21 protein-coding genes are annotated in these 25,575 nt (G+C 71.4%); 11 read left to right on the top strand and 10 right to left on the bottom strand.

Annotation, left to right across the window (positions count from 1 at the left end; genetic code table 11):
• The first annotated feature begins 136 nt into the window (after positions 1 to 136).
• Together radA and disA are read left to right on the top strand one after the other, a co-directional pair.
• Entirely contained in the window at positions 137 to 1,513 is a 1,377-nt protein-coding gene (radA, locus tag AB0H93_RS04105; protein WP_358567128.1) for a DNA repair protein RadA, read from the top strand.
• Positions 1,510 to 2,613, top strand: a complete 1,104-nt coding sequence (disA, locus tag AB0H93_RS04110) for a DNA integrity scanning diadenylate cyclase DisA (protein WP_358567131.1) — start codon at positions 1,510 to 1,512, stop codon at positions 2,611 to 2,613. Before radA ends, disA begins: the two co-directional genes overlap by 4 nt.
• A 57-nt stretch (positions 2,614 to 2,670) precedes the next feature.
• Here disA and AB0H93_RS04115 read toward each other — a convergent pair whose 3' ends face one another.
• Positions 2,671 to 3,264, bottom strand: coding sequence for a hypothetical protein (locus tag AB0H93_RS04115; RefSeq protein WP_358567134.1), 594 nt, complete (start codon positions 3,262 to 3,264; stop codon positions 2,671 to 2,673).
• A gap of 351 nt (positions 3,265 to 3,615) precedes the next feature.
• Between AB0H93_RS04115 and AB0H93_RS04120 the strand changes: the two genes are divergently transcribed.
• The 6 genes from AB0H93_RS04120 to AB0H93_RS04145 all read left to right on the top strand — a co-directional run bounded on the left by AB0H93_RS04120 (position 3,616) and on the right by AB0H93_RS04145 (position 9,286).
• Positions 3,616 to 4,518, top strand: a complete 903-nt coding sequence (locus AB0H93_RS04120) for an A/G-specific adenine glycosylase (protein WP_358567137.1) — start codon at positions 3,616 to 3,618, stop codon at positions 4,516 to 4,518.
• Positions 4,518 to 5,036, top strand: a complete 519-nt coding sequence (locus AB0H93_RS04125) for a 2'-5' RNA ligase family protein (RefSeq protein ID WP_358567140.1) — start codon at positions 4,518 to 4,520, stop codon at positions 5,034 to 5,036. Before AB0H93_RS04120 ends, AB0H93_RS04125 begins: the two co-directional genes overlap by 1 nt.
• 188 nt (positions 5,037 to 5,224) lie before the next feature.
• Positions 5,225 to 5,905: an ATP-binding cassette domain-containing protein gene (locus AB0H93_RS04130; RefSeq protein ID WP_358567143.1), complete on the top strand. Its 681-nt coding sequence runs from the start codon at positions 5,225 to 5,227 to the stop codon at positions 5,903 to 5,905.
• Positions 5,902 to 7,842, top strand: coding sequence for a YhgE/Pip domain-containing protein (locus tag AB0H93_RS04135; protein ID WP_358567146.1), 1,941 nt, complete (start codon positions 5,902 to 5,904; stop codon positions 7,840 to 7,842). Before AB0H93_RS04130 ends, AB0H93_RS04135 begins: the two co-directional genes overlap by 4 nt.
• 98 nt (positions 7,843 to 7,940) lie before the next feature.
• A complete protein-coding gene (locus tag AB0H93_RS04140) occupies positions 7,941 to 8,909 on the top strand; it encodes a hypothetical protein (RefSeq protein WP_358567149.1) in 969 nt (322 codons plus the stop codon).
• 68 nt (positions 8,910 to 8,977) lie between these two features.
• Positions 8,978 to 9,286 (top strand): antibiotic biosynthesis monooxygenase, encoded by a 309-nt coding sequence (locus AB0H93_RS04145; protein ID WP_093267950.1) that lies wholly within the window; start codon positions 8,978 to 8,980, stop codon positions 9,284 to 9,286.
• Between the two features lie 99 nt (positions 9,287 to 9,385).
• Here the strand turns inward: AB0H93_RS04145 and AB0H93_RS04150 are convergent, their stop codons facing one another.
• A complete protein-coding gene (locus AB0H93_RS04150) occupies positions 9,386 to 10,387 on the bottom strand; it encodes an endonuclease/exonuclease/phosphatase family protein (protein ID WP_358567152.1) in 1,002 nt (333 codons plus the stop codon).
• An 83-nt stretch (positions 10,388 to 10,470) separates the two neighbouring features.
• Between AB0H93_RS04150 and AB0H93_RS04155 the strand changes: the two genes are divergently transcribed.
• A complete protein-coding gene (locus tag AB0H93_RS04155) occupies positions 10,471 to 11,424 on the top strand; it encodes an ATP-binding cassette domain-containing protein (RefSeq protein ID WP_358567155.1) in 954 nt (317 codons plus the stop codon).
• An 8-nt stretch (positions 11,425 to 11,432) separates the two neighbouring features.
• Complete coding sequence (locus tag AB0H93_RS04160; protein WP_358568432.1) at positions 11,433 to 12,239, top strand: ABC transporter permease; 807 nt, start codon at positions 11,433 to 11,435, stop codon at positions 12,237 to 12,239.
• A gap of 487 nt (positions 12,240 to 12,726) precedes the next feature.
• Here AB0H93_RS04160 and AB0H93_RS04165 read toward each other — a convergent pair whose 3' ends face one another.
• Positions 12,727 to 15,903, bottom strand: coding sequence for a BTAD domain-containing putative transcriptional regulator (locus AB0H93_RS04165; protein WP_358567158.1), 3,177 nt, complete (start codon positions 15,901 to 15,903; stop codon positions 12,727 to 12,729).
• 362 nt (positions 15,904 to 16,265) lie between these two features.
• On the opposite strand from AB0H93_RS04165, the gene AB0H93_RS04170 reads away from it, so the two are divergent.
• The gene (locus tag AB0H93_RS04170; protein ID WP_358567161.1) at positions 16,266 to 16,991 is read left to right on the top strand and encodes a DedA family protein; all 726 of its coding nucleotides are present in this window, start codon (positions 16,266 to 16,268) and stop codon (positions 16,989 to 16,991) included.
• Positions 16,992 to 17,107: 116 nt separating this feature from the next.
• On the opposite strand, the gene AB0H93_RS04175 is transcribed toward AB0H93_RS04170, so the two are convergent.
• The 7 genes from AB0H93_RS04175 to AB0H93_RS04205 all read right to left on the bottom strand — a co-directional run bounded on the left by AB0H93_RS04175 (position 17,108) and on the right by AB0H93_RS04205 (position 25,400).
• Entirely contained in the window at positions 17,108 to 17,938 is an 831-nt protein-coding gene (locus AB0H93_RS04175; RefSeq protein ID WP_358567164.1) for an NAD(P)H-binding protein, read from the bottom strand.
• A gap of 71 nt (positions 17,939 to 18,009) precedes the next feature.
• The gene (locus AB0H93_RS04180) at positions 18,010 to 18,822 is read right to left on the bottom strand and encodes a helix-turn-helix transcriptional regulator (RefSeq protein WP_358567167.1); all 813 of its coding nucleotides are present in this window, start codon (positions 18,820 to 18,822) and stop codon (positions 18,010 to 18,012) included.
• A 98-nt stretch (positions 18,823 to 18,920) separates the two neighbouring features.
• Positions 18,921 to 21,473 (bottom strand): ATP-dependent Clp protease ATP-binding subunit, encoded by a 2,553-nt coding sequence (locus AB0H93_RS04185; RefSeq protein WP_358567170.1) that lies wholly within the window; start codon positions 21,471 to 21,473, stop codon positions 18,921 to 18,923.
• A gap of 244 nt (positions 21,474 to 21,717) precedes the next feature.
• Positions 21,718 to 22,590: an ABC transporter ATP-binding protein gene (locus tag AB0H93_RS04190; protein ID WP_358567173.1), complete on the bottom strand. Its 873-nt coding sequence runs from the start codon at positions 22,588 to 22,590 to the stop codon at positions 21,718 to 21,720.
• Positions 22,587 to 23,678 carry an iron ABC transporter permease gene (locus AB0H93_RS04195; RefSeq protein ID WP_358567176.1) on the bottom strand — a complete coding sequence of 364 codons (1,092 nt, stop codon included), beginning with the start codon at positions 23,676 to 23,678 and terminating at the stop codon, positions 22,587 to 22,589. The genes AB0H93_RS04190 and AB0H93_RS04195 overlap by 4 nt, the downstream gene beginning before the upstream one ends.
• Positions 23,675 to 24,757: an iron ABC transporter permease gene (locus AB0H93_RS04200; RefSeq protein ID WP_358567179.1), complete on the bottom strand. Its 1,083-nt coding sequence runs from the start codon at positions 24,755 to 24,757 to the stop codon at positions 23,675 to 23,677. The genes AB0H93_RS04195 and AB0H93_RS04200 overlap by 4 nt, the downstream gene beginning before the upstream one ends.
• A gap of 289 nt (positions 24,758 to 25,046) precedes the next feature.
• Entirely contained in the window at positions 25,047 to 25,400 is a 354-nt protein-coding gene (locus AB0H93_RS04205) for an Lsr2 family protein (RefSeq protein ID WP_358567182.1), read from the bottom strand.
• Positions 25,401 to 25,575 lie beyond the last annotated feature (175 nt).

The raw sequence follows: 25,575 nt of genomic DNA on the forward strand, positions 1-25,575 counted from the left end.
ACGGACGGCGTGCCGGGCTGCGGGGAGGGTTGTCGACCGCCTGATCCACTCGATCGCGGGGAATCCGGCACGGTCGTGGGACCGGCGCGCGATGCTGGTGACCGGGCCTGTCGTCGCGGGCGGATAGCCTCGCCGCGTGCCCCCGAAGAACACCCGCACCGCCCGTCCCGGATACCGCTGCGCCGACTGCGGCCACGAGGTCGCCAAGTGGGTCGGCCGCTGCCCGAGCTGCCAGGCGTGGGGCACCATCGACGAGACCGCCGCCGCCCGACCCGTGCTGACCAAGGTCGCGGCGGGCGCCCCGTCCACCCCCGCCCGGCCGATCGCCGAGGTCGACCTCGACTCCGCCCGCGCGGTGTCCACCGGCATCGCGGAGCTGGACCGGGTGCTGGGCGGCGGGATCGTGCCCGGCGCGGTCGTGCTGCTGGCCGGCGAGCCCGGAGTGGGAAAGTCCACACTTCTGCTGGAGGTCGCGCACCGCTGGGCCGCGGGCGCCTCGCCCGGCCCGTCGCTCTACGTCACGGGTGAGGAATCCGCAGGTCAGGTGCGACTTCGCGCGGAGCGCACCGATTCGGTGCACCCGGAGCTCTACCTCGGCGCCGAGAGCAACCTGTCCGCCGTGCTCGGGCACGTCGACGCGGTGCAGCCGGGCCTGCTGATCGTCGACTCGGTGCAGACCGTGCAGTCGCCCGAAGCCGACGGCAGCCCCGGCGGCGTCACGCAGGTCCGCGCGGTGACCACGGCGCTGGTGTCGCTGGCCAAGGAGCGCGGCCTGCCGGTGGTGCTGGTGGGGCACGTCACGAAGGATGGCGCGGTGGCCGGTCCGCGCGTGCTGGAGCACCTGGTCGACGTGGTGCTGCACTTCGAGGGCGACCGGCACTCGGCGCTGCGGATGCTGCGCGGCGTGAAGAACCGGTTCGGGCCCGCCGACGAGGTCGGCTGCTTCGAGCAGCGCGACGACGGCATCGCCGAGGTCCCGGACCCGTCCGGGCTGTTCATCAACCGCAACGAGACCCAGGTCGACGGCACCGCGGTGACCGTGATGGTCGAGGGCAAGCGCCCGCTGCTGGTGGAGGTCCAGTCGCTGGTGATGAAGACCCAGATGGCCATGCCGCGGCGGTCGGTCAGCGGCCTGGACTCGGCCCGGGTGTCGATGATGCTCGCGGTGCTGGGCAAGCACGGCAAGGTGCCCACCGGCGAGTACGACGTGTTCGCGGCGACGGTCGGCGGCACGAAGGTGCACGAGCCCGCCGCGGACCTCGCGATCGCGCTGGCCATCGCCTCCTCCCAGAAGGGCAAGCCGCTGCCGCCGAACCTGATCGCGGTCGGCGAGGTGGGGCTCGCCGGGGAGATCCGGCGGGTCAGCAGCGTCGGGCGGCGGCTGGCCGAAGCGGCCAGACTCGGGTTCGACCGGGCGCTGGTGCCGCCGGATGCGGGCCCGCTGCCGAAGGGCGTGCGCGCCACGGTGGTGTCGAACGTCAGCGAGGCGCTCAAGATCGTGGGTGTCAAATGAGCCACGAGCAGCTGCGCGGCACGCTCGCCCGGCTGGCTCCCGGAACCGCGCTGCGGGACGGGCTGGAGCGCATCCTGCGCGGCCGCACCGGCGGCCTGATCGTGCTCGGCTACGACCCGGCGGTGGAGGCGCTCTGCGACGGCGGGTTCCACCTGGACATCGAGTTCAGCGCGACCCGGCTGCGCGAGCTGTCCAAGATGGACGGCGCGGTGGTGCTGTCCACGGACGCGACGCGGATCATGCGGGCGAACGTGCACCTGGTGCCCGATGCGAGCACGCCCACCGAGGAGTCCGGCACCCGGCACCGCACGGCGGAGCGCACCGCGATCCAGACCGGCTACCCGGTGGTGTCGGTGAGCCAGTCGATGAGCATCATCAGCGTCTACACGCAGGGCCACCGGCACGTGCTGATCGGCTCGCCGGAGATCCTCTCCCGCGCCAACCAGGCGCTGGCGACCCTGGAGCGCTACACCGCGCGGCTGGCCGAGGTCGCGCAGGCGCTGTCGGCGCTGGAGATCGAGGACTACGTGACGTTGCGCGACGCGATGACCGTCGTGCAGCGGATGGAGATGGTGCGGCGGATCGCCGACGAGATCGAGGGCGACGTCGTCGAGCTCGGCAAGGACGGCCGGCTGATCGAGCTGCAGCTGGACGAGCTGGTCGGTTCCTCGCGGGAGGCGCGCGGCGGTCGCGCCAGGGACGGCATCGACCTGGACCGCGAGCTGATCGTGCAGGAGTACCTGCCGACCAGCGGCGCGATGCCGACCTCGGAGCAGGTCGAGGCGGCGCTGCACGAGCTCGACGGCACGGAGCTGCTGGACCTGACGGCGATCGCCGGCGCCTTCGGCTACTCGGACAACCCGGAGGCGTTGGAGGAGCACCTGAGCCCGCGCGGCTACCGGCTGCTCGCGAGGGTGCCGCGCCTGCCGACGGCGGTGCGGCGGCAGCTGGTGGAGCACTTCGGCTCGCTGCAGCGGCTGCTCGCGGCGACGGTGGCCGAGCTGCGCGAGGTGGATTCGATCGGCGAGGCGAGGGCGAGCTCGATCCGGGAGGGCCTCTCCCGCCTGGCGGAATCCTCCATAGTGGACCGCTTCGCCTGACGAACCGGCCCGGCAGACTCCTGATTTTTCCTGGAATCAGGGGATTTCGGGCCGCGGTCAGTTGGCCGCGGTCAGGCGGAACGGGGTCGGGGAACTGTTGAGCGCCGCCAGCCGGGCCACCACCTGGTAGTCGCCCGCCTGGGCCTTCGCCTGGCCGTCTTCGCAGTCCGATGTGGACGTCTGGCCCGACCACTGGATGTCGTTGCGCACCGACTGGCCCGGCTGCAGCAGCGGCTGCTCGTTCGTCGACTCCGAGTAGCAGTCGTTGCTCGACCACACGTGCTTCCCGCCCGGGGTCGACACCGTCAGCTCGCGCAGCAGGCGGTTGATGTCGCGCACGCAGGCGCGGTCGCTCGCATTGGTCACCACGACGCTCATGCCGACCCGCTCGCCCACCTTGAACTCCGGGCGGGCCACCTCGGCCACGACGCGCATCGACTCGTCCGCGCACGGCTGCGGCGGCGCGTCGGCCGCCACCGCGACCGGCGGCCCCGGCGGCGGCGCCGGGACGGCTTGCGGCCCCGAAGCCCCGCCCAGCAGGGCGATCGCGCCCCAGCCGAGGAGCGCCACCACCAGCACGACCGCACCGATCGCCACCGCGCGGCGACGCCAGTACACCGTGGGCGGGAGCGGTCCGGTCGGATCAAGCACGGCAACGACAGTAACCCGGCGACTACTCCGAAGAGCGTTACCAACGATCACCCAATTGGGCGTATCACGGCCGATCAGGCCCCGGCGCCCGGGAACCTGCGCCCGTCGAACGCGCTCCCGACCGCCGCGTGGAGCGGCGCGATTCCTCGCGAAATCGACGTTCACCCGGGTGACCGGTCGATTTCTCGGGAAGTCGCACATGACGCCGGGATCCGAGGTCATCTTCGCAGGTGGGCAAGGCTGTTCCGGGTCTAGTCGTGTGGAGGTTCGCGCGACGGCCGGGATGACTCCGCGTGGTCCTTTCGGGCGTGTTCTCCCGCGCGCCGGGGGCCTGGCAGGATCGGTGGTGCCATGAAGACCACCGCCGCGCATCCCGCTCCGCCCCTGGATCCGGTCGAGCTCATCGACTGGTTCGCCGCCACCGCCCGGCCGCTGCCGTGGCGCGCGCCCGGCACCACGGGCTGGGGCGTGCTGGTCAGCGAGACGATGCTGCAGCAGACCCCGGTCAACCGGGTCCAGCCGATCTGGGAGGAGTGGATGCGCCGCTGGCCGCGCCCCTCCGACCTGGCCGCCGAGCCGCAGGGCGAGGTGGTTCGGGCCTGGGGGAAGCTCGGCTACCCGCGCCGGGCCCTGCGGCTGCACGAGGCCGCCGCGACGATCGCCGCCGAGCACGGCGACGTCGTGCCGTCCGACGTCGACACGCTGCTGGCCCTGCCGGGCATCGGCGCCTACACCGCCCGAGCGGTGGCGGCCTTCGCCTACGGCAAGCGGGCTCCGGTGGTCGACACGAACGTCCGCCGGGTGGTGGCGCGCGCCGTGCACGGCGCGGGCGACGCCGGTCCGCCGTCGACCAAGCGCGACCTCAACGACGTCGACGCCCTGCTCCCGGCCGACGACGCGAGCGCCGCGAAGCTCTCGGCCGCGCTGATGGAGCTCGGCCAGATGGTGTGCACCGTGCGGTCGCCGCTGTGCGAGGCCTGCCCGATCGCGCACGACTGCGCCTGGCAGCACGCCGGCCGCCCGGCCTACGCCGGACCGCCGAAGAAGGTGCAGAAGTTCGCCGGCACCGATCGCCAGGTGCGCGGCAAGCTGCTGGACGTCCTGCGCGGCTCGACCGGTCCGGTGCTGCGCGAGCAGCTGGACGCGGTCTGGTCGGACGCCGGGCAGCGCGACCGCTGCCTGGATTCCCTGCTGGTGGACGGGCTGATCGAGCAGACCGACGACGGCCGCTTCGCACTGCCCGGCGAGCACTGATGGCGCAGGCGGTGGTGGCGTTCTTCGACGAGGCCGCGGATTCCGCGGTCCGGGCGCTGTGGCGGCGCCTGGACGCGGCCGGGGTGCCGAGCGTCGCCGCGCGCAAGCACCGCCCGCACGTCATCTTCGCCGCGGCCCGCGCCATGCCGACCGCGGCGCGCAAGGCGCTGCGCTCCGAGCTGGAGCTGCTGTCCATTCCGGACCTCTGGCTGCACACCCTGGGAACGTTCCCCGGCGAGGAACGGGTGCTGCTGCTGGGCGCGGTCGTGGACACCGAGCTGCTGGCGGTGCACTCGGCGGTGCACGACGCGCTGGCCGGACGGGTGCAGCACCCCTCCGCCTACTACTTCCCGGGCGCGTGGATCCCGCACTGCACGCTCGCCCAGGGCATCACCGACGACCAGCTGGCGGCGGGTTTCCGGGCGCTGCAACCGCCGGAACCGGTGCGCGCCGGGATCGGCGAGATCGCCATCGTCGACACCAAGACCGGCGAGGCCGAGACCGTCACCACCCGCTGATCACCGGTGGCGCAGTTTCAATTGAAACTGCGCCCAGGAGGCGGGTTTCCACAGTTTCAATTGAAACTGCGATCAGCACGAGCCGGACCACGGACAGTTATCCACAGTGGACTACCGTCGATCACGAGTTGCCGACCTCCGCGCGAGCCGCCACTTTGGAGCAGCAAATCGCGCACTCAGGAGGGTGAATGGACGTCGACGGCGTGGCCATCCTCGCCCGCGGAATCGCCGCCAGGGGCCCGGAGGGCATCGTGTTCGCCAACCTCGACCTGCGCGTCGAACCGGGCGCGCTGGCCGTGATCACCGGGCCTTCCGGCACGGGCCGCACCTCGCTGCTGCTCGCGCTGTCCGGCAGGCTCCCGCTCGTCACCGGGCACCTGGACGTCTCCGGGCACGTGCTGCCCGCGCAGGCCAAGGCGGTGCGGCAGCTGATCCGCCCCGCGCGGCTGCGCCCCGGCTACGAGCTGGAGGACAAGCACCGGGTCCGCGAGGCGATCGCGGAACGCCGCCTGATCAGCGGCGTCTCCGAGCGCGCCGTCGAAGCCGCGCTCGACCGGGTCCGGATCGCCCCGGACCGCACCGCGCTGATCGACGAGCTGCACCCCGCCGAGCGGCTGCTGTTCGCGGTGGCGCTGACGATCGCCGCCTCCCCCGCCGGGATCCTCGTCGACGACGTCGACGCGGGCCTCCCCCGGGCGGCCCGCGCGCAGGTGTGGGCCGGGTTGCGCGAGGTCACCCGCACCGGGATGACGGTGCTGGCCAGCGCGACCGATCCGCCGTCCGGCGACGTCGAGGTGATCCCGCTGCCCGTCCGCGAGCCGGAACGGCCCACGAAGGTGCTCGACCGGCAGGAAGAGGTCGCCCGGTGAAAGCGTTCAAGCTGGCCTGGCTGGAGCTGCGGCGCTTCCGCGGGCCGCTGCGCCGCTTCGTGCCGCTCGTGCTGATCCTGGTCCCGCTGCTGTACGGGTCGCTGTACCTGTGGTCGAACTGGGATCCCTACGGCCAGTTGAACCGGGTTCCGGTCGCGGTGGTCAACTCCGACCTGCCGGTCGACGCGCGCGGCGAGCACATCAACGCCGGCGAGCAGTTCGTCCAGCAGCTCAAGGCGACCGACATCTTCGACTGGAACTTCGTGGATTCCGCCGAGGCCCGGCACGGCCTCGTGGAAGGCCGGTACTACTTCACGATCGAGGTCCCCGCGGACTTCAGCGCGAAGCTCGCGACCGCGGCCGACCGCAACCCGGAGCGCGCCGCGCTGCAGATCGTCAAGAACGACGCCAACGGCTACATCGCCGGGATCATGGCCGACACGGTGCAGACCGAGCTGCAGAACCAGATCAACGCCGCCGCGCACGCCACCTACGCCCGCGCGCTCTACGGCGAGCTGGACCAGGCGCGGGAGAAGCTGCAGCTGGCTTCGGAAGCGTCGAAGCAGCTCGTCGAGGGCACTGACCTGAGCAAGCAGGGCACCGCGGCGCTTTCCAAGGGCCTCAACGGAGTTCGCGACGGCACCGGCCAGGTCTCGCGCGGCGTGCAGGACATCTCGGACGCCACCGCGCAGCTGAGCAAGCAGCTGTCCGCGGTCAGCAACTTCACCGCCGAGCGGCTGCCCGGCGCGGTCAACGCCCTGGTCAACGCGAGCAACATCGCGGTCAACAGCCTGAGCACGATCAAGACCACCGCCGGGTTCCTCAGCCAGCGCGCCGCCGACGGCCGCTCGGCGATCGAGGAACTCGGCAAGCGGCACCCCGAGATCGCCCAGGACGCCGCCTACCAGCGCGCCCTGGACAACGCCCAGAAGCTGGCCGATTCCGCGAGCACCGCGGACAAGGACGCCCAGCAGGCCCTGGCCACGGCGCAGGACGCCAACTCGCAGGCGCTGACGCTGCAGAACAACATGGGCCCGCTGCAGAACCAGATCCGCGCGTTCACCGCTCCGGCGGACACGCTGCGCGCGGGTGTCGCGGAACTCTCCGGCGGCGCCAACGGCATCACCAACGGCCTGGACACGCTGGCGGCGAGCAGCGGGGTGCTGGAGACCGGCGCCGGGCAGCTCAACGACGGCGCGAAGAACCTTCAGGGCCTGGTCGACGACACGCTGGGCAAGATCCCGCCGACGAACCCCACCGAGGTCGCGCAGGCCGCCGACGTCCTCGGGTCGCCGACCGAGATCCACACCGACAACCTGAACCCGGCGCACGTCTACGGGCGCGGGCTGGCGCCGTTCTTCTTCGCGATCGCCCTCTGGGTCTTCGGGCTGTTCGCGTACCTGCTGCTCAAGCCGGTGAACCTGCGCGCGCTCGCGGATCGCGTCGGGGCGTTCACCATCGCGTTCGCCGGTTTCCTGCCCGCGGCGGTGCTGGGCATCGTCGGCGGGCTGGTGCTGTACGCGGTGGTCGACTTCGGGCTAGGGCTCGACCCGGTGCACGTCTGGTGGACGATCGGGCTGGTCTCCCTCGCCGCGGTCGCGTTCGTGGCCATCGACCACTTCCTGCGCACCGCGCTCGGCGCGGTCGGCGACCTGCTGTCGCTGGTGCTGCTGATCATCCAGCTCACCGCCTCCGGCGGGCTGTACCCGATGGAGACCGCCCCGGCGCCGTTCCAGGCCGTGCACCCGTTCCTGCCGATGACCTACCTGGTGGACGGGCTGCGCGTGACGATCTCCGGCGGCGTCACCGAGCACCTGCTCCGGGACGTGGCGGTGCTGGCGGGCTTCCTGGTCGTCTTCCTGGCGCTGACCACACTGGTCGTCCAGCGCCAACGGGTCTGGAACATCGGCCGCCTGCACCCGCAGATCGAGCTGTAGAGCCTGTTTCCAAACTCGTTCTGCGCTGCGGTGCCGGTAGCGGGACCTCAGGCGGTACCGGGTCGAATTGTCATCGGGCTTCGCTAGCGTTCGGCCACATGGCACAAACTTTTGCTGCGGTGGAAGTCCCGGAGTGGTGCGGCGTCTTCGACGCCGAGCAGTTCGAGGCGTTCCGCGAAGAGGTCGACGACGCTTGCGACTGCTTCGGCGCCGGAGGGCAGAACCTCGAATCGGGCTTCGTCGAGTTGGTCTCGGGGGCCTACTCCGACGGCTACGAGTTCCGGCTCGAACAGCTCGCCAAGCGGTGTGCGGAAGCACCGCGGGAGGACTGGGAGGGCATTTGCTTCGGCCAGATCGACGCGTGGAGCATGGCGGAGGCCCAGTCGGAATGGCTGGAGCAGGCATCCTTCGAGCAGGTGCGGGATCTCCTGCGGATCCACCTGTTCGACGGAAGCCCGCGCTCCGAGGCGGATGAGTCGGAGGAGCCCGACGAGTCCGAGGAGTGGTTCCGGCTACCGCTGGCCGACGGGCTCTGGATCGGGCTGGTCGTAGCGGACGCGCCATCGTCGGACGAGGACGAGCCCGAGATCGACACCCAGGTGCACAACGCGGCGGTGCAGGCCTGGGGCGTGGAGCCCGAGCAGCTGGTCGAGGCGGCTCTCGCGAACCTGCGCCGGGAGGAGGAGACCCCGGCGTGGGGCGAGGTGTCCGTCGAGCTGTCCGATGAGGACGACGAGCCCGTCGCGACGATCACGGTGCTGACCGTCGAGAACGCCCCGTGGGCGCTGCTGCTCGACGAGATCGAGCCGGAGTTGGCGGAGCGCGGAGTGGTGCTGGCCGTTCCCGCGCAGGACGCCGTGCTCGTGGCGGAGGTGCCCGAGCCCGGCATGCTGGACCTGGTCGTCACCGCGGTCTCCGCGGTGGCGCGCGATCACGTCGATGCGGCCGAAATCGGCTACGACATCGGCGACAGCACCTACTGGTACCAGAACGGCGAGTTCAGCAGGTTCGAGGAGTCCGAGTCGGACGACGACCAGCACGACGGCGAGGCGGGACCGGTCGGGTAGGGCCGGGCCGGCGGATGCCTCGGGCCGTGCGGTCGCCGGTGGTCGCGGCGGGCTCGTAGGCTGGCTGCATGGCTGTTGTGAAGATCAATGCGATCGAGATCCCTGAAGGTGCCGGCCCGGAGCTGGAGAAGCGGTTCGCTTCGCGGCACGGCTCGGTGGACAGCGCTCCCGGGTTCCTCGGGTTCGAGCTGCTGCGCCCGGTGAAGGGCGAGAACCGCTACTTCGTGTACACGAAGTGGGAGTCCGAGGAGGCGTTCCAGGCGTGGGCCAGCGGCCCGGCGAAGGAGGCGCACGCGGGCGAGGCCAAGAACCCGGTGGCCAGCGGGTCCAGCCTGCTGGAGTTCGAGCTCGTCCAGGAGTCCCACCCCGGCAAGTGACCGCCCGGGATGCCGTTCCGGCTGTTCAGGACCCGTGAGTGTTCTGGGGGCGCTACAGCACCCCAGAACACTCACGGGCACTGACCTGCGGCGGCGCGATCAGCCGGTCAGGACGACCGTGGCGAGGATCGCGCGGTGATCGGCACCGGCCACGTCGATGGTGCGGAACGACTGGGGCGCGATGCCGCCGCTGGTGAGCACGTGGTCGATCGTGACCGGCGGCGGGAACCAGGTGCCCGGGCCCGGCCAGGTCGGGTGCAGGCCGTCGCCGGTGGCCTCGGCGACGTCGGTGTAGCCCAGGCCGATCAAGTACTTGAGCCGGGTGTGGTCGAGGGTGGCGTTGAAGTCTCCGACCAGCATCCGGGGCGTGCCGTCGGTGGCCGGCGCCGGCAGCTCGCGCATCTCGCGGTCCCAGACCTCGGCCGTGTCCCGGCCCATCGGGTACAGCGGGTGCACCGCGACGATCTCGAAAGCCGGTGAGCCCGGCCGCTGCACCCGCGCCGATGGCTGGGCCAGCGTCGAATCCGGCACCAGCGACAGTTCCTGCAGCGGGTAGCGCGACGCGATCCCGGAGCCGTCCGCCTTGGGCCCCGGCTGGAACACCCGGTGCGGCAGCGTCTCGGCGAGCCCGGCGTCGTCCAGCGCGGCCACCAGCTCGGGCGTGAGTTCCTGCAGGCTCAGCACGTCGACCTCGTTCTGCCGCACGAGGTCCACGACCTGCGCGGCATCCGCCCCGCCGAAGAAGCCGTTCAGCGACATCACCCGCAGCGCAACGCCCTGCGCCGGAGTCGCGTCGGGAATGGCGCGCGGCGCGACGGAGAGCACCAGGATCGCGGTCGCCAGGCCGACGACGAGCGCGGTCAACCAGCGCCGCAGGATCACGGCGAGCAGCGCCAGCACGATGCCGGTCAGCGCCGCGTACTGGGTCAGCGCCGCCAGCGCCACCAGGTACCGGCCGCTGTCCCAGCCCGACAGCGGCAGCATCGCCCAGGCCAGCAGGCCGATCGCGGCCAGCACCAGCAGCACCGTGACCACGCGGCCACCGGGCTTGCGCCGCGGCGGGTCGTCCCGCTCCGGCTCGACGACCAACGTCCGATCCATCCTGGCTCCCCATGTCGTCCGCGTCACCCGGCCTGTCAGCGAGCTGTGCGCGGGCTGTCAGCATCCCCCCGGAAAGTGAAAGCATGTCATTCGCGATCCAGGCCGAGGGCCTGGTCAAACGATTCGGCTCCACCACCGCGCTGGCCGGGGTGGATCTCGCCGTGCCGGCGGGAACGATCCTCGGCGTGCTCGGCCCCAACGGTGCGGGCAAGACCACCGCGGTCCGGATCCTGGCCACGTTGCTGCGGCCGGATGCGGGCACCGCGACCGTCGCGGGCTACGACGTGCTCCGCCAGCCGGTCGCGGTGCGCAGCCGCATCGGGCTCACCGGCCAGTACGCCTCGGTCGACGAGGAGCTCACCGGCATCGAGAACCTGGTGCTCATCGGCCGGTTGCTGGAAATGCCGAAGCGCGACGCCAAGGCGCGGGCGGCCGAACTGCTGGAGCGGTTCGCCCTCACCGACGCCGGCGGCCGCGCGATCAAGACCTACTCCGGCGGCATGCGGCGCCGCCTGGACCTCGCGGCGAGCCTGATCGGCCGCCCCGAGGTCCTCTACCTCGACGAGCCCACCACCGGGCTCGACCCGCGCAGCCGCAACCAGGTGTGGGACATGGTGCGCACGCTCTCCGCCGAGGGCGTGACGGTGCTGCTGACCACCCAGTACCTGGAGGAGGCCGATCAGCTGGCCGACCGGATCAGCGTGATCGACCACGGCCGGGTGGTCGCCGACGGCCGCGCCGACGAGCTCAAGCGCCGCGTCGGCGGCCAGACCCTGCAGGTGCGGCCGACCGATCTGGCGAACGTGCCCGCGGTGCGCCGGATCCTCGCCGAGCTGACCGGCGCCGAACCGGCCACGAACGACGACAGCGGGCTGCTGACCACGCCGGTCGACGACCCGGTGCTGCTGTCCACCCTGGTCCGCCGGCTCGACGACGCCGGGATCACCGCCGACGAGCTCGCGCTGCGCCTGCCCAGCCTGGACGAGGTGTTCCTGGCCATCACCGGCAAGGCCGCCGAGGAGGAGACCGCCGCGTGACCGCCACGATCGAACGCCCGCCGACCGCGCCGACGACCGCCTCGGAGCGCATCGGCCCGATCCGCGCGCTGCGGCACGGCCTGACGCTGGCCGGGCGCAGCATCCTCAAGATCCGCAAGTCGCCCGAGGGCCTGATCGACGTCACCATCCAGCCGATCCTGTTCCTGGTCATGTTCGTCTACCTCTTCGGCGGGGCGATCGTCGGGGACACCGGCTCCTACCTGCAGCTCACGCTGCCCGGCGTGATGGCGATGAACATGGTCTTCGCCAGCCTCGGCACCGGGTGGGCGCTCAACACCGACATCTCCAAGGGCGTGTTCGACCGGTTCCGCAGCCTGCCGGTGGCGCGGTCGGCGCCGCTGATCGGCGCGGTGCTGGGCGACATCGTGCGCTACCTTGTGGCGCTGGCGGTGCTGCTGGTCTTCGCCACCATCATGGGCTTCCGCATCCAGACCGATCCGCTGTCCGCGCTGGCCGCGATCGTGGTGGTGATCGCCTTCGCGCTGGCGATGTGCTGGATCACGGTGTTCCTCGGGATGCTGATCAAGAACCAGCAGGCGCTGCCCGGCGTGGCCATGGCGTTCATGTTCCCGCTGACCATGGGCAGCAACGTGTTCGTGCCGACCGAGACGATGCCGGGCTGGCTGCAGGCGTGGGTGACCATCAACCCGGTCACCAAGCTCGCGGACACCGCTCGCGGCCTGATGATCGGCGGGCCGATCGCCGGACCGCTGACGGCGACGCTGATCTGGATGGTCGCGATCGTGGCGGTGTTCTTCCCGCTGGCGATGTGGGCGTACCGCCGCCGGATGTGACCGTCGGCGCCGCGCTCTGGAGCGGCGTTTCCGCAGGCAGGGGGCCGTGCGCGTGTTGTGTCGCGATAGCAGCGCAACACGCGCACGGCCCCCGTGACCAGCGGTGACGGCGGCGTTATCGGTGGTCGCCGGGAGGTGTCCCCGACCGGAGCGGAATAATCTTCATGACCACCTGCGGTCGAGCCCTCCCGCGTCGGGGGCGGGAGGGACCGACCGCAGGTCCGGCGAAACCGATCACGGCAGAAGCCGATCTTGGGCAACATGGACGCATGAGACGCACGGATCCGGCCGAGCGCCCACTCCACGGTGGTTCCCTCCGGCGATCACCCTGACCGGCATCGTCCTGAACATAATCACGATCTCCTGGTACCCGCGCGGTTCGTGGGCGCAGTACGTCGTTCCGGGCCTGGTGCTCGTTGCACTCGCGGCCTGGGCCGTACTCGCCGTCCGCGAACAACGCCGCCGCCGGAATCGGGGCTTACGCCCCTCAACGCCCCAACGCGTCGCGGAGCTCCGCGAAGGCGTCGTCCCGCGAGAGCGCGGCTGCGCCGTCGCGCTCTTCGCGGTGCTGCCCATCCAGCTCGCGCAGCAGCGCTCGCACTTCGGGGTCTCCTTCGTCGACCAGGCCGCGCAGCACGGTGGCGATGCCGATCAGGCGGGCCGCCCGCTGCGGCCGGCCGGCGGCGAACTCCACGCATGCCGCTTGCTCCGCGATGGTCGCGTTCAGCGGCATGTCGCGGAGCGCCAGTCCCACGGCGAAGGCTTCGGCGAGCAGTGCCAGCGCCTCGCCGGGCTCGCCTTCGGCGAGGCGTAGCCGCGCTTCGCCGAGCAGTTCCATCTGCCGCAGCGGCTCCGGCGCCGTCGCCGCCTCCGCCAGCGCCGCGCGCGCCGCGGCCAGGTAGTCGCGGGCCTGGTCCCGGTCGCCGGAATGCCGGGCGACCTCGGCGAGTCCGGTCAGCGCCGCGATCTGGTGGTAGAGGAACCTGTTCCGGCCGATGCGTTCGGCGCGCAGCAGGTCGGCGCGCGCCCCGTCGAGGTCGCCGCCGCGCAGTCGCTCGATGCCGATCCGCGCCAGCGCAGGCACCAGGTCCTCGGTGGCGCGCAGTTCGCGGAACGTCTCGACGGATTCCTGGAATGCCTCGATCGCGCCCTCGTGGTCGCCGCGCCGCGACCGGAACTCGGCGATGCTCGTGGTGGTCTGCGCGCTGCCCCACCGGTCGCCGATGGCGCGGAACTCGGTGCGCGCGGCGAGCATGTCCTTCTCCCCGGCGATGGGATTTCCGTTGTGCTCCGCGCCGAATCCCCGGCAGAACAGGCCGGCGGCCCGCGCCCACGGGTGCGGGTGCTGCAGCGCCCCCTCGACACATCTGTCCAATTCGGACTGTTCGCGGATCAGCATCCAGCCGATCGGTTCCATCACCGTCGCGTACAGGTAGCGGAAGCGCGCGCCGGTGTCGCGGGCAGCGGTCACCGCGGTGCGCAGGCCCTCGGCCCAGTCCGGGGTGGAGTCGACGGCCATCACCAGCATCAGGTCGACGATCGCCCGGCTCTCCGGCGGCGCCGCGCCCGGCAGGGCGGCCACCTCTTCCAGCCGGCCCTTCAGCTCGTCGTGCTGCGCGGACATCGACCAGTACCAGCTCAGCGCCGCGCTCAACCGGAATCCCCGGTCCGCGTCGCCGGACTCCGTCGCCCAGTGCAGCGCGGCGATGATGTTGTCGTGGTCGGCGTCCAGCCGGTTCAGCCAGTCGATCTGCTCCGCTTCGTGCAGCCGGGGCGCGGCGGATTCGGCGAACTCGACGAAGTACGTCGCGTGCGAGCTGCGCAGGGCGTCCTTCTCCCCGGCCGCGGCGAGCTTCTCGGCGCAGAACGCGCGCACCGTCTCCAGCATCCGGTACCGCATGCCGAGTTCCGAATCGACCGCCTCCACCAGGGACTTCTCCACCAGCGAGACGAGCACGTAGAACACGTCCGCGGCAGGCATCCCGGCGTCGGCGCACACCGCGGAGATCGCGTCGGCCGAGGCGTACCCGGCGAACACCGACATCCGCCTGGCCAGCACCTGCTCCGGCCCGGTCAGCAGATCCCAGCTCCACTCCACCACCGCGCGCAGCGTCCGGTGCCGCGGCATGGCAGTGCGATTTCCGCTGGTGAGCAACCGGAATCGGTCGTCGAGCCGCTCGGCGACCTGCCGGACGCTCATCGCCCGCAGCCGGGCCGCCGCCAGCTCGATCGCCAGCGGCATGCCGTCCAGCCGACGGCAGATCTCCACCACGTCGCGGGTGTTGCCGTCGTCGAGCGCGAAACCGGGCCGGGCGCCCGCCGCCCGATCCACGAACAGCCGCACCGCCGCGGCCTCAGGCGCCGCGTCCTCGGCCTCCGGCAGCTCCAACGGCCCGACCGGCAGCAGCCGCTCGCCGGTGAGCGCCAACGGCTCCCGGCTGGTCGCCACGACCCGCAGCTGCGGGGCCCGGCTCAGCACCTCCTGCACGAACTCGGCGGCGGCCTCGATCACCTGCTCGCAGTTGTCCAGCACCAGCAGCGCCGGCTCCGCCGAGAACAGGTCCGCCGCCCGGTTCAACGCGTGCTTCGTCGGCGATTCCAGCAGCCGGGTCTCGCGCACCCCGAGCGCGGCGAGCGCCGCCGCCGTCACGTCCTGCCCGTCCCGCACCGGCGCGAGCTCGACGAACCACACCCGCCGATCCGACATCCCGGCGGCGGTCTCGACCGCCAGCCGCGTCTTCCCCGCGCCGCCGGGACCGAACAGGGTGACCAGCCGGGAATCCGCCAGCTCCGCGCGAACCCGCTCGATCTCCCGCTCCCGGCCGACGAAACTGCTCAACCGGGTCGGCAGCACCGGCCGGATCGGCTCCCACCGCAGCTCGTCGCGCGAATCCGGCTCCGGCCGCGATGCCGGACGCGGCGCCAGGCCGGGATCGCCGCGCAGCAGCGCGACCTGCAGATCCCGGAGCTCCTGCGACGGCGACACCCCAAGCTCCTGGTCCAAGCGGCGCCGCAATGCCTCATAAGCGGCAAGCGCATCGGCCTGCCTGCCGCTCGCGTAGAGCGCGCGAACGCGCAGCGCCGTGAGCCGCTCGCGCAGCGGAAAACGCGCGCAAAGCGTCTCCAGCTCGGGCACCAGATCGGCATGCCGACCGGCACCGAGATCGGCCTCCGCCCGATCCTCGACCGCGGCGATGCGCAGCTCCCCCAACCGCGCCGCCTGCGCCTCGGCGAACGGCGCGTCGACGAAGTCGACGAGCGCGTCCCCCTGCCACAACTCCAGCGCCTCGCGGAGCGCGGCAGCGGCAGCATCGTGCCGGCCGCTGCGGAGCAGGCCGCGCCCCTCTGCCGCGAGCGCGGCGAAGCGGATGGCGTCGACGTCGTCGGGATCCACCAGGAGGGCGTAGCCCGACTGGTCGGAGCGCAAGGACAGCTCGCCCGCGAGCGCGCGGCGCGCGCGAGACACCAGCGACTGGAGCGCGTTCAGCGCGCTGGCCGGCTGGGCGGAGCCCCAGAGGTCGGCGATGAGGAGCTCGGTGGAGACGGTGCGGCCGGCGTCGAGCGCGAGTCGCGCGAGGAGCGTCCGCACCCGGAGGCCGCCGACCGCTATCGCCCGACCGTCGGGTGCGTTCAGCCGAAAGGGCCCCAGCAACGCCACGCGCACCGCACCAGCTTCGCAGAAGGGACCGACCCGATGCCCGCCATTTCGGGCGTTGCGCACGCGGCCGCACGGCGAAACCCCGGAGATCACCGGCCGCCCTGCAGGGCGCATCCTGTCGGTACCAGGGAAGACCGAAGACCGTTTTGCCTGTTTCGTCGCGTTCCGATCTCAGGCGAAACCGGAAACCTCCCGGGCTGGCTCGGCCCGCGAATTATGGGGTAGATCACCTCCCGTCGGGCCGGAGTACCGCCGCGGGCTGGAATCATGGAACAAACGGACATACCACCGATCATGTTCCGCCGGCACGGCTCGCACGCCGACGTGCTCCACACCGTCCGGGCGGGGCGCTACCCGGAGCCGCTCGAATGGATCTGACGACCTTGGCCGCCACCTCCGCCGAACCGACCGGCTTCACCGCCTGGGTGATCTCCGTGATGGAGGCCCTCGGCGGCCCGGGAGCGGGAATGATCGTCGCCCTGGAGAACCTCTTCCCGCCCATCCCGTCCGAGGTGATCCTGCCGCTGGCCGGATTCACCGCCAGCCAGGGCAACATGTCCGTGATCGGCGCGATCCTGTGGACGACGCTCGGCTCGCTGATCGGCGCGCTGGCGCTCTACGGCATCGGCGCGACGCTGGGCCGCGACCGCACCCGCGCCATCGCCGCGAAGATCCCGCTGGTGAAGATCTCCGACATCGACCGGACCGAGGCGTGGTTCGCCAAGCACGGCATCAAGGCGGTCTTCTTCGGCCGGATGATCCCGCTGTTCCGCAGCTTCATCTCGCTCCCGGCCGGCGTCGAACGCATGCGCCTGGCCACGTTCGCCCTGTTCACCACGCTCGGCAGCCTGATCTGGAACACCGTCTTCGTGCTGGCGGGCTACCTGCTGGGCCAGAGCTGGTACCTCGTCGAGGAGTACGCGGGGCTGTTCTCCCGCGCGGTCCTGATCACGGCGATCCTGACGGTCGCGGCGTTCATCGCGATCCGCATCCGCAACAACCGCCGCGAACGCCAGCTCTCGGAAGCCCCCACGGTCCGCCTCGCCCGGGTGCGCGCCGAGGCTCCGACCGAGGAGATCCGCCGCATCCGCTGACCAGCGCCGGGCGCGATTTCGCGAGGAATTGCGCGCCGCCCGGGTGAGCCCCAGCGGCAGACGACTGCATCGCATCACGATCGGCGCGTCGTGGCCGCTGGAGCGTCACCCCGGGGTCAGCGGAAGTCCGACGCGTGGTCCGCGGCCCACTGGGCGAAGGTGCGGGCCGGGCGGCCGGTCAGGACCTCCACCGTGTTCACCACCGGCAACGGGCGGCCGTCCTGGCCCGCGAGGTACCGCAGGAGGGTGTCGGCGAGGTACCCCATGCCGTGCTCCGCCATCGTCGCGCGGTACTCGTCCGGGCTCTGCGGCACGAACTCGACGGGGCGGCCGATCGCTTCCGCGATCGCCTCGGCCTGCTCGCGCTGCGTGATCGACTGCGGCCCGCTCAGCGGGTAGGCCCTGCCCTCGTGGCCGGGCTCGGTCAGCGCCCGCACCGCCGCGTCCGCGATGTCCGCCTCGTGGATCAGGTCGGCGTGCGCGTCCGGGTACGGCGCTTCCACCACGCCTCGGGCGCGGATCGACCCGGCCCACGCCAGGGCGTTCGTGGCGAAGCCTCCCGGCCGCAGGAAGGTCCAGGCCAGCCCGGAGTCGAGCACCGCCCGCTCGGCCGACGCGTGCAGCCGGATCAACGGGTCGTCGGGGGCGCCCGGGGTCGTGACGACGTTGGCCGACAGCAGCACGACGTGCTCGACACCAGCGGTCCGGGCGGCGTCCAGGAAACCGCCCACCCCACCGCGATCGGCGTAGAGGAACACCGCGGACACCCCGTCCAGCACCGACTCCGGCGGTTCGGCGAGGTCGCCCCGGACCACCTCGATCTGCTCCGGCAGCCGGGTGGCGGCGGGATCGCGGCTGATCACCCGCGGCTTCTCCCCGGCGCTCAGCAACTGCTCGACCACGCTGCGCGCCACGCTGCCGCGTCCTCCGGTCACCAGGATCGTCATCTGATCTCCCTTCCAGCGATGTGCCACCACGATCGCCGCAGCGGCGGGCGCGCGGGAGAGACCGGTCGAACCTAGGTCTGGCGATCCCAGTTCCGGAGGTCCTGCAGCGCCTTCCCGGTGGGCGAGCCCTCGGGCGCGGTGAAGAACATCAGCCGCTGGTCGACCTCGGGGATCAGCAGGACCTCGCAGTCCAGCTCCAGCTCGCCGAAGACCGGGTGCACGCCGCGCTTCGGCGTGCTGCGCTGCACCTGGACCTCGTGCGCGGACCACATCTCGGCGAAGGCGGGGTTCCGCTCGCCCAGCTCGTCGACCAGCGCGCGAACGCCGGAATCGCCCGGGTAGCGGCCGGCGGCGCGCACGCTCGCCACGCACGACTTGGCGAACCGCCGCCCGTGCTCCGTCTCCAGCACCGACGGCTGGTGGCAGAACATCCACCAGAGCATGTTCCGCTCCTTCTCCGACCGGCGGCCGAAGTCGCCCATCAGGCCCACCGCCATCCGGTTCCAGGCGAGGATGTCGTACTTCACGTCGAGCACCAGCGCGGGAACGTCGTCGAACCGCTCCAGCAGCCGCAGCACGTTCGCCGGGACCTCCCGCGACGACACGACCGACGGGGCCTCGCCCACCAGGCGGAACAGGTAGTTCCGCTCGTCGCCGGACAACCGCAGCGCGTCGGCGAGCGCGTTGAGCACCTGCCGGGACGGGCGCGGCCCGCGCCCCTGCTCCATGCGGATGTAGTAGTCCACGGAGATCCCGGCGAGCCGCGCGACCTCCTCCCGCCGCAACCCGGGCGTCCGGCGGCCGCTGCGCGCCTCCAACCCGACATCGGCGGGCCCGACGCGGGACCGCCGGTCCCGGAGGAACTCCGCCAGTTCAGCCCGCACCCGAACTCCTCCACAACTCCAGGCCCACCGTCTCCGCAGGCCAGTACCCAACGCAGAAGGCCCCGCGCCGTGGAGCGCGGGGCCTTCTGGGTCTTGCGTCAGGCGGACTCGGAGTCCGTGCCCTCGGACTTCTCCTCGGAGGCGGCCGAGACCGCGACCGGCGGGGCGTCCGGGACCAGCGACGGCTTCTGCTCGCCGCGGAAGGTGAAGTGCGCCTTGTCGTCGGCGCCTTCGCCGTCCCAGCCGTCGACGTCCACGATCACGATCTGACCCGGCTGGATCTCGCCGAACAGGATCTTCTCGGACAGCTTGTCCTCGATCTCCCGCTGGATCGTCCGGCGCAGCGGCCGCGCGCCCAGCACCGGGTCGAACCCGCGCTTGGCCAGCAGCTTCTTCGCCTTGTCGGTCAGCTCCAGGGCCATGTCCTTGGCCTTGAGCGCCTTCTCCACCCGACCCGAGAGCAGGTCGACCATCTGGATGATCTCCTGCTCGGTGAGCTGGTGGAAGACGATCACGTCGTCGATGCGGTTGAGGAACTCCGGCCGGAAGTGCTTCTTCATCTCCTCGTTGACCTTGGACTTCATCCGCTCGTAGTTGGACTCAGCGCCCTGACCACTGGAGAAGCCCAGGCCGACGGCCTTGGAGATGTCCTGCGTGCCGAGGTTCGAGGTGAAGATCAGCACCGTGTTCTTGAAGTCGACCGTGCGGCCCTGACCGTCGGTCAGGCGGCCGTCCTCCAACACCTGCAGCAGCGTGTTGTAGATCTCCTGGTGCGCCTTCTCGATCTCGTCGAAGAGCACCACCGAGAACGGCTTGCGCCGGACCTTCTCGGTGAGCTGGCCGCCCTCCTCGTAGCCGACGTAGCCCGGAGGGGCACCGAACAGCCGCGAGGCGGTGTAGCGGTCGTGGAACTCGCCCATGTCGATCTGCACCAGCGCGTCGTCGTCCCCGAACAGGAACTCCGCCAGCGCCTTCGACAGCTCGGTCTTGCCGACGCCCGACGGCCCGGCGAAGATGAACGACCCCGACGGCCGCTTCGGGTCCTTCAGGCCCGCGCGGGTGCGGCGGATCGCCTGCGACACGGCCTTGACCGCGTCGTTCTGGCCGATGATCCGCTTGTGGAGCTCGTCCTCCATGCGCAGCAGGCGGGTCGTCTCCTCCTCGGTGAGCTTGAACACCGGGATGCCCGTCCAGTTCGCCAGCACCTCGGCGATCTGCTCGTCGTCGACCTCGGCGACCACGTCGAGGTCACCGGCCTTCCACTGCTTCTCCCGCTCCTCCTTCTGGCCGAGGAGCTGCTTCTCCTCGTCCCGCAGGCGGGCGGCCCGCTCGAAGTCCTGCGCGTCGATCGCGGACTCCTTCTCCCGGCGCACGTCGGCGATCTTCTCGTCGAACTCGCGCAGGTCCGGCGGCGCGGTCATGCGGCGGATGCGCATCCGGGCGCCGGCCTCGTCGATCAGGTCGATCGCCTTGTCCGGCAGGAAGCGGTCGTTGATGTAGCGGTCGGCCAGGCTCGCCGCGGCGACCAGCGCGGAGTCGGTGATCGACACCCGGTGGTGCGCCTCGTAGCGGTCCCGCAGGCCCTTGAGGATCTCGACGGTGTGCTGCAGCGACGGCTCGCCGACCTGGATCGGCTGGAAGCGGCGCTCCAGGGCCGGGTCCTTCTCGACGTACTTCCGGTACTCCTCGAGAGTGGTGGCACCGATGGTCTGCAGCTCGCCGCGGGCCAGCATCGGCTTGAGGATGCTCGCCGCGTCGATCGCACCCTCGGCGGCGCCCGCGCCGACCAGGGTGTGGATCTCGTCGATGAACAGGATGATGTCGCCGCGGGTCTTGATCTCCTTGAGCACCTTCTTCAGGCGCTCTTCGAAGTCACCGCGGTACCGGGAACCGGCGACCAGCGAACCCAGGTCCAGGGTGTAGAGCTGCTTGTCCTTCAGCGTCTCGGGCACCTCGCCCTTGACGACCTTCTGGGCCAGCCCCTCCACGACCGCCGTCTTGCCGACGCCGGCCTCGCCGATGAGCACCGGGTTGTTCTTGGTGCGCCGCGAGAGGACCTGCATGATCCGCTCGATTTCCTTCTCCCGGCCGATCACCGGGTCGAGCTTGCCCTCGCGGGCGCTCTGCGTGAGGTTGCGGCCGAACTGGTCCAGCACCAGCGACGACGACGGGGTGCCCTCGCCGCGGCCGCCGGCCTCCGCGGGCTCCTTGCCCTGGTAGCCCGAGAGCAGCTGCAGCACCTGCTGGCGCACCCGGTTGAGGTCCGCACCGAGCTTGACGAGCACCTGTGCGGCGACGCCCTCGCCCTCGCGGATCAGCCCGAGCAGGATGTGCTCGGTGCCGATGTAGTTGTGGCCGAGCTGCAGCGCCTCGCGCAACGACAGCTCCAGCACCTTCTTGGCCCGTGGGGTGAACGGGATGTGTCCGCTGGGGGCCTGCTGCCCCTGGCCGATGATCTCCTCGACCTGTTGGCGCACGCCCTCAAGCGCGATACCCAGCGACTCCAACGCCTTGGCGGCGACACCCTCACCCTCGTGGATCAAGCCCAGGAGAATGTGCTCGGTGCCGATGTAGTTGTGGTTGAGCATCCGGGCCTCTTCTTGGGCCAGGACGACCACCCGCCTCGCGCGGTCGGTGAACCTCTCGAACATTCGCACTCCCTGACTGCTGCGCCGGCGGTCTCGTTGGCGGGACACGGCTCCTGCATCGCCGATGCCCACGACGGGGTTCAGCACTCTTGAGGACCACTGTAGTAGCCCCACCCGGTCGCGGTCCGTGCCCGCTACGGCCTACTGCCCACATTCTTGTCCGGCACCCTGACCAACGGCACGCTGGCCTGCGAGATTCCGGATTTGGACCGATCGGATGGCCCTGTCCGCTCAGCGCGAACAGGTCTTACTGCTTGGACTGATCGGCGGACGAGCCGCGCCTCCCGCCGATCGGCACCACCATCGGGGTACCCGCGACGGGATCAGCAATCACCCGCGCCTTCAGACCGAACACCTCGGCCAGCAACTCCTCGGTGAGCACCTCGCCCGGCTCGCCCTCGGCGACGATCGCGCCGGCCTTCATCGCCACCAGCCGGTCGGCGTAGCGGGCGGCCAGGTTCAGGTCGTGCAGCACCATCACGACGGTACGACCGCTCTCGTCGTGCAGCTGCCCGACCAGCTCCAGCACGTCCACCTGGTGCGAGAGGTCCAGGTAGGTGGTCGGCTCGTCGAGCAGCAGCAGGTCGGTGCCCTGCGCCAGCGCCATCGACAGCCAGGCGCGCTGCCGCTGGCCGCCGGAGAGCTCGTCCAGGGTGCGGTCGGCGAGGTCGGCGATGCCGGTCATGCCCAGCGCCTCGGCCACCGCCGACTCGTCGTCGGAGGACCACTGCCGGTACCAGGACTGGTGCGGGTGCCTGCCGCGGGCGACCAGGTCGGCGACGGTCAGGCCCTCCGGCGCCACCGGCGACTGCGGGAGCACCCCGAGCACCCTGGCGACTTCCTTGGTGGACATCTTGTGGATCTGCTTGCCGTCCAGCAGCACGCTCCCGCGTCGCGGGTTCAGCAGCCGGCCCAGCGCGCGCAGCAGCGTCGACTTGCCGCAGCCGTTCGGGCCGATCACCGCGGTGATGGTGCCGTCCACGACGTCGAAGTCGAGGCCGTCGACGATGACGCGGTCGCCGTAGGCCAGCTGCAGGTCGGTGGCGTGCAGCCGCTGCCGGTCGCCAGAGGGCACCGCGCGTCCGTCATCGGTCGTCTTGGACGTGGCGGATGCGGTCATGCGCGGGCCTCCCGGTACCGACGAACGAGCAGGTAGATCAGGTACGGGGCGCCGAGGATGGCGGTGATGATGCCGACCGGCAGCTCGGTGCCGCCGAAGGCGGTCCGGGAGATCACGTCCGAACCGACGACGAGCGCGGCGCCGAGCACCGCGGAGGTGAGCAGCGGCGGCCGCGAGGTGCGCGCCACGCGCAGCGCGATCTGCGGGGTGGCCAGCGCGACGAACTGGATCGGGCCGGCCGCGGCGGTGGCGATCGACGCCAGCGCGACCGAGGCCAGCAGCAGCACGCCGCGCGAGAAGTCCATCCGGACGCCCAGGCCGCGCACCGTGTCGTCGTCGAACTGCAGCGCGCCGAGCACGTGCGCGCCGATCAGGGCCAGCGGTATCAGCACGACCAGGGCGACCCCCACCGGGATGACGTGCTCCCAGCCGCGCGCGTTGAGGCTGCCGGTCAGCCACACCATGGCCCGGCTCGCCTCGGTGACGTCGCCGACGGTGAGCAGCCAGTAGGTCGCGTTGCCCGCCAGCGCGCTGACGCCGACGCCGACCAGCACCAACCGGAAGGAGTCCACGCCGCGGCGGTAGGCCAGCCCGTAGACGGCGATGCCGGTGACCAGCCCGCCCGCCAGCGCCACCAGCGGCAGGCCATAGTCGGCGAGCGCGCCCGCGAGGCTGCCCGCGGTGCCGCCGAGCACGATCACCAGCGTTGCGGCCGTGCCCGCGCCCCAGGTGATGCCGAGCATGTCCGGGCTGGCCAGCGGGTTGCGGGCGAGGGCCTGCATGATCGCGCCGGCGAGGCCGAGCGCGGCGCCGACCAGCAGGCCGGTCAGCGACCTCGGCAGCCGCAGCTCCCAGATGATGATCTGCTGCGCCCGGTCGCCGCCGCCGAACAGCGTGTTGAGCACCTCCAGCGGGCTGATCTGGTACTCGCCGAGGCCGACGTTGAGCACGAACACGGCCAGCAGCACGACCAGGCCGCCCAGCAGCGCCACCAGCGGCCGCAAGCGCAGCACGCCGGAGAACGGGCCCACCCGGACCGGCCGGCGACCGGAGACGCCCGACTGCTCGTCTTCGAGGACCTGGGTCACAACCGCACCAACTTCCGGCGGCGCACGAGCGCGATGAAGAACGGTGCGCCGACCATCGCCAGCATCACCCCGACCTGCACTTCGGACGGCCGCGCCACGACCCGGCCGAGCACGTCGGCGAGCAGCACCAGCGACGCGCCCAGCAGCCCGGCGAACGGCAGCAGCCAGCGGTAGTCGGCGCCGGTGAAGTAGCGGGCCACGTGCGGCACGATCAGCCCGACGAACCCGATCGGCCCGCAGATCGCGACCGCGCCGCCGACCAGGATCGCGATCGCGGCGATGCCCATCCGGCGCGCCCACTCGACGCGGTGGCCGAGCGAGCGGGCCACGTCGTCGCCGAGCGAGAGGGCGTTGAGGCTCGACGCGTTGGCCAGCGCCAGCACCACGCCCACCACCAGGAACGGCAGCACCTGGGGGATCACCGCGGTGTCGGTGATCGCGATGGAGCCGACCTTCCAGAACCGGTAGGTGTCCATGGTCTGCTGGTCGGAGATCACCAGCGCCGAGGTGATGGCCTGCAGCAGGTGGCTGATCGCGGTGCCGGCCAGCGCCAGCGTCACCGGGGTCGGGCCGCCGCGGCCGAGGGAGCCGATCGCGAACACCGCGAGCGCGCCCAGCATCGCGCCGGCGAAGCCGAACCAGATGAAGCCGAGCAGCGTCGTGACGCCGAAGGTGTAGACCGCGAGCACGACGGCCAGCGCCGCGCCCTGCGTGATGCCGAGGATGCCCGGGTCGGCGATCGGGTTCCGGGTGTGGCCCTGCATCAGCGCGCCGGCCAGGCCCAGCGCAGCACCGGCGAGGACGCCGACCACGGTGCGCGGGACGCGCAGCTCGCGGATGATCAGGTCGTTCTCCGTGCCGGTCGGCGCGAACAGCCCGGCCCACACGTCCGCCAGCGGGATCGTCTTGGCGCCGATCACCACGCTGAGCACGCAGCTGACCGCCAGCACGACCAGCAGGACGACGATGCCCGTGACCCGGCGGCGCCGGCGTTGTCGCAGGCGTTCGCCGCCAGCAGCGGTGGACGCCGCGGCCTGCTCGGACCCGGGAGGGCCGTCGACGGCCACGCTGCGACTCACGTCCCACTCCCTCTGTTCACCCGTCCGGACCGCACTTAGGTTAGGCCCACCTAAGGCTGAACCAACAGGGTGGGCCGGAATGTCCGATGTCACACGCCGGCTGAGGGCGGCGGTCTACCGGAGCCGAGGCAACCGGGAAAAAGGGCAACACGGGTCGCAATCGGACAAGATCTCGCGTTGATCAATCGCCACTTTTCGACCCGGTAAGCGGCGAATAGAGTTATCCGAACGCAACGAGGGGCGTTTGCGGGGCCCATCGGCCCGCAAACGCCCCTCGGCGTCGGTTACTTCAGTTCGCCTGGTGGTACTGCTCGACGATGTCGGCGGGGATACGGCCCCGGTCCGACACCTTCAGACCGCGCTTGCGAGCCCATTCCCGAATGGCCTGGTTCTGCTCGCGATCGGCACTCGTGGAACCGCCGGTGGAACGCGCCGTGGCACCCGGGCGCGGACCCGGCTTCTTCCGGCCGCCCGCCCGGCGCGCGTTCGAGACGTAGTTCGCGAGCGCATCCCGCAACTCACCGGCATTGTCGGCGGAAAGGTCGATCTGGTAGGCGACGCCGTCCAATCCGAACTCGACGGTTTCATCCGCCTGCCCGCCGTCGAGATCGTCGACAAGGGTGACTGTGACCTTCTGCGCCATCTTCGAAGTCCTCCCCGGAGCAAAAAATGTGCAATAGCGGGACAGCGACCTCGCCAGGAGCGCAACTCCCTTGCGAGTACGTCAATAAGCCGTCACCGGAACATTCTGAGCACAGGTTAGCGCAGTAACTGCGACAATGCACTCACCCGGGCCGGAAAATTCACCGCCTCCCGCC

The organism is Saccharopolyspora sp. NPDC050642, assembly GCF_040654735.1.
Taxonomy (GTDB): Bacteria; Actinomycetota; Actinomycetes; order Mycobacteriales; family Pseudonocardiaceae; genus Saccharopolyspora; species Saccharopolyspora elongata.

What these genes read in the sequence shown, in the direction of transcription:
- disA (WP_358567131.1), top strand. Translation starts at nt 1,510, where the DNA reads ATGAGCCACGAGCAGCTGCGCGGCACGCTCGCCCGGCTGGCTCCCGGA.
- AB0H93_RS04120 (WP_358567137.1), top strand. Translation starts at nt 3,616, where the DNA reads ATGAAGACCACCGCCGCGCATCCCGCTCCGCCCCTGGATCCGGTCGAG.
- AB0H93_RS04125 (WP_358567140.1), top strand. Translation starts at nt 4,518, where the DNA reads ATGGCGCAGGCGGTGGTGGCGTTCTTCGACGAGGCCGCGGATTCCGCG.
- AB0H93_RS04130 (WP_358567143.1), top strand. Translation starts at nt 5,225, where the DNA reads ATGGACGTCGACGGCGTGGCCATCCTCGCCCGCGGAATCGCCGCCAGG.
- AB0H93_RS04140 (WP_358567149.1), top strand. Translation starts at nt 7,941, where the DNA reads ATGGCACAAACTTTTGCTGCGGTGGAAGTCCCGGAGTGGTGCGGCGTC.
- AB0H93_RS04145 (WP_093267950.1), top strand. Translation starts at nt 8,978, where the DNA reads ATGGCTGTTGTGAAGATCAATGCGATCGAGATCCCTGAAGGTGCCGGC.
- AB0H93_RS04150 (WP_358567152.1), bottom strand. Translation starts at nt 10,387, where the DNA reads ATGGATCGGACGTTGGTCGTCGAGCCGGAGCGGGACGACCCGCCGCGG.
- AB0H93_RS04155 (WP_358567155.1), top strand. Translation starts at nt 10,471, where the DNA reads ATGTCATTCGCGATCCAGGCCGAGGGCCTGGTCAAACGATTCGGCTCC.
- AB0H93_RS04170 (WP_358567161.1), top strand. Translation starts at nt 16,266, where the DNA reads ATGGATCTGACGACCTTGGCCGCCACCTCCGCCGAACCGACCGGCTTC.
- AB0H93_RS04175 (WP_358567164.1), bottom strand. Translation starts at nt 17,938, where the DNA reads ATGACGATCCTGGTGACCGGAGGACGCGGCAGCGTGGCGCGCAGCGTG.
- AB0H93_RS04185 (WP_358567170.1), bottom strand. Translation starts at nt 21,473, where the DNA reads ATGTTCGAGAGGTTCACCGACCGCGCGAGGCGGGTGGTCGTCCTGGCC.
- AB0H93_RS04190 (WP_358567173.1), bottom strand. Translation starts at nt 22,590, where the DNA reads ATGACCGCATCCGCCACGTCCAAGACGACCGATGACGGACGCGCGGTG.
- AB0H93_RS04205 (WP_358567182.1), bottom strand. Translation starts at nt 25,400, where the DNA reads ATGGCGCAGAAGGTCACAGTCACCCTTGTCGACGATCTCGACGGCGGG.